5 protein-coding genes and 2 pseudogenes are annotated in these 4,935 nt (G+C 74.3%); 6 read left to right on the top strand and 1 reads right to left on the bottom strand.

Annotation, left to right across the window (positions count from 1 at the left end; genetic code table 11):
• The 6 genes and pseudogenes from AB0C29_RS33495 to AB0C29_RS33470 all read left to right on the top strand — a co-directional run.
• Positions 1–959 (top strand): hypothetical protein (locus tag AB0C29_RS33495; protein WP_360828813.1); only part of this gene is annotated, 959 nt, incomplete at its 5' end.
• Positions 960–982: 23 nt separating this feature from the next.
• Positions 983–1,837: an SCO6745 family protein gene (locus AB0C29_RS33490; RefSeq protein ID WP_360828810.1), complete on the top strand. Its 855-nt coding sequence runs from the start codon at positions 983–985 to the stop codon at positions 1,835–1,837.
• 98 nt (positions 1,838–1,935) lie between these two features.
• Positions 1,936–2,667, top strand: coding sequence for an energy-coupling factor ABC transporter permease (locus AB0C29_RS33485; RefSeq protein WP_360828807.1), 732 nt, complete (start codon positions 1,936–1,938; stop codon positions 2,665–2,667).
• A pseudogene (locus AB0C29_RS33480) lies at positions 2,664–3,045 on the top strand (PDGLE domain-containing protein); the annotation flags it as partial. The gene AB0C29_RS33485 and the pseudogene AB0C29_RS33480, both read left to right, overlap by 4 nt.
• Positions 3,011–3,772 carry a cobalt ECF transporter T component CbiQ gene (cbiQ, locus tag AB0C29_RS33475; RefSeq protein ID WP_360828804.1) on the top strand — a complete coding sequence of 254 codons (762 nt, stop codon included), beginning with the start codon at positions 3,011–3,013 and terminating at the stop codon, positions 3,770–3,772. The pseudogene AB0C29_RS33480 and the gene cbiQ, both read left to right, overlap by 35 nt.
• Entirely contained in the window at positions 3,769–4,512 is a 744-nt protein-coding gene (locus AB0C29_RS33470; RefSeq protein WP_360828801.1) for an ABC transporter ATP-binding protein, read from the top strand. The genes cbiQ and AB0C29_RS33470 overlap by 4 nt, the downstream gene beginning before the upstream one ends.
• On the opposite strand, the pseudogene AB0C29_RS33465 reads toward AB0C29_RS33470, so the two are convergent.
• Positions 4,509–4,935, bottom strand: a pseudogene (locus AB0C29_RS33465) (steroid 3-ketoacyl-CoA thiolase); the annotation flags it as partial. The gene AB0C29_RS33470 and the pseudogene AB0C29_RS33465 overlap by 4 nt on opposite strands.

Raw genomic sequence — 4,935 nt, 5'->3', positions numbered from 1 at the left:
CGCCGACCGCCCCCGACCACCCACGCGGCCTCCCCGAGCCGACCGGCCCCGACCACTCACTCGGCCTCGCCGGGCCGAGCAACCCCGCCGGACCAATTCGCCGCCGACTTGATGGCGAGGCCGGCGAGGGCGAACCTTCGCCCGGCGGTGACCAGACTGAGATGAGCCCGGCCCGGGCCGGCAATCCTTCAGTGAGCGGCGGGGAGTCGGCGCAGCCCGGCCGGGGCTGGCTGGTCGGTGCCGGGATCGCAGCCGCCGCCCTCCTGCTCACCGGCGCCGCCGTAGTGGCCCTGAGCCGCGACGGTGACCCCGGCACCACCCCCTCCGGCTGGAGCCCGCCGGTGGCCGCCGCCCCCTCCGCCCCGCACCTGGCCACTGCCGCCCGCGACGGGCGTACCAGTGCCGGTTTTGATCTCATCGACGGCGCCGAGCGGGTCACGTTGCGGGCCGCCGACCTCGGCGACGCCCTCTATCGGATCACCACGCCGGACGCCGGCGCCGTGGTGCCGCGCACCGACGAGCAGGACGGCCGGGTCCGGTTGCGGCTCGACGGTGACGCGGAGTCCGTCGACATCACCCTCAACGCGGCCGTGCGCTGGGATCTGCGGATCGCCGGCGGCGCCCAGCTGTCGACGATCGACCTCAGTGCCGGGCGGGTCGGCGGGGTGGATCTGACCGGCGGCGCCAGCCGGATCGCCCTGACGCTGCCGCGGCCGGACGGCACGCTGAGCGTCCGGATGTCCGGTGGGGTCAGCCTCTTCGACGTGCACACCGCCGAGCGGACGCCGGTCCGCGTACGGGTGGGGCGGGGCGCCGGGCAGGTCACCCTCGACGGGCAGCGGCACGCCGGGGTGGCCGCCGGGCAGACCTTCACGCCGGCGAGCTGGGCCGCGGCGGTCGACCGGGTCGACGTCGACGCGGCCGCCGGGATGTCGGCCCTGACCGTCGCACCCTACTAGCCGGTAATGACAGGATGACGGGCATGGATGTGACGCCCGCTCTCGCCCGTGAGGCCTGGCGGCTCGCCGAGCCGCTGCACGCGATGATCTATTTCGCCCCGGAGGTGCGGGAGCGTTTCGCGGCGCTCGGCGTGCCCGCCGGCGTCGACTACTTCGCCTCCCGTGGCGCCGCCTTCGGCACGGTCGGTCCCGGGCCGGTGGTGGCCACGTTCTACAACTTCCACCCCGGCCTGGTGGCGCGGGCCCTGCCCGCGGCCTGGGAGATCGTGTCGCCGGCGGCCGCGGTCGCGGCCCGGCTCGACGCCGCCGACGCGGCGCTGGTCCGGGGCCTGGGCGACGTCGTGCGGAGCCCCGAGGTGGCCGAGGCCGCGGGGCTGGCCCGGCGGGCGGCGGAGTCGGCGATCCCGTACGCCGCGGGACGGCCACTGTTCGCCGCGCACGCCAGCCTCGACTGGCCGGAGGCGCCGCACCTGGTGCTGTGGCACGCCCAGACGCTGCTGCGCGAGTTCCGTGGCGACGCGCACGTGGCAGCGCTGCTGGTGGCCGGGGTCAGCGGGTTGCAGTCGATCATTCTGCACGCGGCGTCGGGCCAGGCCAACGGCCGGTTCCTGCGGGCCAGCCGGGGCTGGAGCCACCAGGAGTGGGCGGCCGAGGAGAGTGCGCTGCGGGAACGGGGCCTGATCTCCGGCGAGGAGCTCAGTGACGAGGGACGGGCGCTGCGGGACGGGATCGAGGCCGACACCGACCGGCTGGCCGCTCCGGCGTACCGGGTGCTCGGGGCCGACGGCGCGGCGCGGCTCGCGGAGCTGGCGCGGCCGCTCAGCCGGACTCTGGTCAAAGCGGGCTTTCTGAGTGCGGCGGCCCCGCCCCGGAAGTGATCCCCGTCGCAGCCGCGCGGACGCTGTTGCCAATAGTTTGCAACTGCCACGGTGACCCATATGCTGATCGAGGCGTGCCCGCGGCCGGAGGGGGATCCATGGACGTCCAGACGATGCACATCGCCAACGGGATCGTGAACGGCCCGGTGTCGGCGATCTTCGCCGCTTTCGCCGCCCTCGCCCTGGCGTTCTGCGTGTGGCGGGCCCGGGCCGACCTCGACGACCGGCTGGCCCCGATGGCCGGCCTCGTCGCGGCCTTCATCTTCGCCGTGCAGATGCTCAACTTCCAGGTGCTGCCCGGCGTCTCCGGCCACCTGCTCGGCGGCACCCTGGCCGTCGTCCTGGTCGGACCGTGGGTCGGCGCGCTCTGCGTGTCCACCGTTCTGATCATCCAGTGCCTGCTGTTCGCCGACGGCGGCCTGACCGCCCTCGGGCTCAACATCACCAACATGGCGATCATCGGCACCGCCGCCGGATACCTGCTGGTCGCCGGCCTGCTGCGGGTGCTGCCCAAGACCCCGTCCGGGCTCGGGGCGACCGCGCTGATCGCCTCGGTCGTCGGCGTGGTGGCCGCCTCCCAGGGCTTCGTGTTCGAGTACTGGCTCGGCGGCACCACCCAGCTCTCCCTGCCCTGGGTCTCCGGCACGATGGCCGGCACCCACGTGCTGATCGGCATCGGCGAGGGCCTGATCGCGGCGACCACCGTGGCCACCGTGGCCAAGGTCCGGCCCGACCTGGTCTACGCGCTGCGCCGCTTCCGCACCCCACCGGCGCCGGTGGCGGCCACCCCCGCCGAGGCGCCCGCCACTGTCTCGGGAGGTAAGGCATGACCCGGCGACTCGGCTGGTTCCTGGCCGGCGGCCTGCTGGTCGCCCTGCTGCTGGCCGGCGTGGTCAGCAACTTCGCCTCCGGCAGCCCGGACGGCCTGGACGCGACGGCCCGCGAGGGCTGCACCTTCGACTCCCACGGGGAGATCACCGGCGGCACCTGCATGCTTCAGCGGGAACAGGACCACCAGCTCGCCGACAGCCCGCTGGCCGACTACGGCATCCGCGGCATCGACAACCCGTACCTGTCGACCGGGCTGGCCGGGGTGCTGGGCGTGCTGGTGACGTTCGCGATCGGCGGCGGCGTCTTCTGGCTCGTGCGCCGGCGCAGCCCCGAGAAGGTCTGATGGGCGCGGGCCACGCCCACCCGCTGCACCTGGACCGCCCCAGCCCGGTGCACGCCTTGGCCCCCGAGGTGAAGATCCTCGCGACGCTGCTGTTCACCATCGTCGTGGTGGCCACCCCGCGCACCGAGTTCACCGCGTTCGGCGGTTACGCCTTGCTGCTCGCGGTGGTGGCGGTGCTGGCCCGCGTGCCGCTGCCGTGGCTGGCCAAGCGCGCCACCATCGAGCTGCCGTTCGTCGTGCTCGCCGTCGCCCTGCCGTTCGCGGGGCACGGCGAGCGGATCACCTGGCTCGGCATGTCGCTGTCGGTGGACGGGCTGCACGGCGCGTGGAACATCGTCGCCAAGGGCACCCTGGGCGTGGTCGCCTCGCTGCTGCTGGCGGCCACCACCACCATGCGTGACCTGATCCTGGGCCTGGACCGGCTGCACTGCCCGCGGGTGTTCACCCAGATCGCCACGTTCATGCTGCGCTACCTGGACATCCTGGCCGACGACGCACGCCGGATGCGCATCGCCCGGCTCTCGCGCGGCTACGACCCGCGGTTCCTGTGGCAGGTCAAGGCGTTCGCGGTCGGCGTGGGGGCACTGTTCCTGCGGGCGTACGAGCGCGGCGAGCGGGTGTATCTGGCGATGGTCTCCCGCGGTTACGACGGACGGCTCCCCCGGCCCGAGGCGGGCGGCGCCACGACCGCCGACTGGGCGACCTCGGCCGTGCTGCCCGCCGCGGCCGCCGCCATCGCGCTCACGGCGGTGCTGGCGTGAGCCTCGAGATCGCCGGCCTCACCTACGCCTACCCGGACGGCAGCGTCGCGCTGCGCGGTGTCGACCTCAGCGTCGCTGCCGGGGACCGGGTGGCCCTGCTCGGGCCCAACGGCGCCGGCAAGACGACCCTGGTCCTGCACCTCAACGGCATCCTGCACGGCGGCGCCGGCACGGTCGACGTCGGCGGGCTGCGGGTGGACGCGCGCGACCGGGCCCGGCTGGCCGAGATCCGCCGCCGGGTCGGCATCGTCTTCCAGGACCCCGACGACCAGCTCTTCATGCCGACCGTCGCCGAGGACGTCGCCTTCGGGCCGGCCAACCTCGGGCTGCGCGGCGCCGAGCTGCAGGCCCGGGTCGACGAGGCCCTCGAAGCCGTGGACATGGCCGCGCACCGCGACCAGGTGCCGCTGCACCTGTCGTTCGGCCAGCGCCGCCGGGTCGCGGTGGCCACCGTGCTGGCGATGCGGCCCGAGCTGCTGGTGCTGGACGAGCCGTCGTCCAACCTGGACCCGGCGAGCCGCCGGGAACTGGCCGAGATCATCGAACGGCTGCCGGTGACGGTGCTGATGGTGACCCACGACCTGCCGTACGCGCTGCAGCTGTGCCCACGCTCGGTGATCCTCGACGACGGCCGGATCGTGGCCGACGCCCCCACCGCCGAGCTGCTGGCCGACGAGGAGCTGCTCCGGGCGCACCGGCTGGAGCTGCCGTTCGGCTTCCACCCGGTGCGACCGCTTTAGCCCAGGCGCTCGATGACGGTGGCGTTGGCCGTACCGCCGGCTTCGCACATGGTCTGCAGCCCGTAGCGTCCCCCGGTGCGTTCCAGCACGCCCAGCAGGGTGGTCGCCAGCCGGGCGCCGCTGGCGCCCAGCGGGTGACCGATCGCGATCGCGCCGCCGTCGACGTTGACCTTCGCCGGGTCGGCGCCGGTCTCGGCCAGCCAGGCCAGCACCACCGACGAAAACGCCTCGTTGACCTCGAACGCGTCGATGTCGGCCAGGGTGAGGCCGGCCCGGGCCAGCACCTTGGCGGTCGCCGGGATGATGCCGGTCAGCATCATGATCGGATCGTCGCCCACGGCCGTCGCGGTGTGCACCCGCGCCCGTGGCCGCCAGCCCCGCTGACGGGCGATCTCTCTGGTGGTGACGACCAGCGCGGCGGCG

The sequence above is a fragment of the Actinoplanes sp. NPDC048791 genome, assembly GCF_040650095.1.
Lineage (GTDB): Bacteria > Actinomycetota > Actinomycetes > Mycobacteriales > Micromonosporaceae > Actinoplanes.
This window is presented reverse-complemented; position numbering and strand designations above follow the sequence as displayed.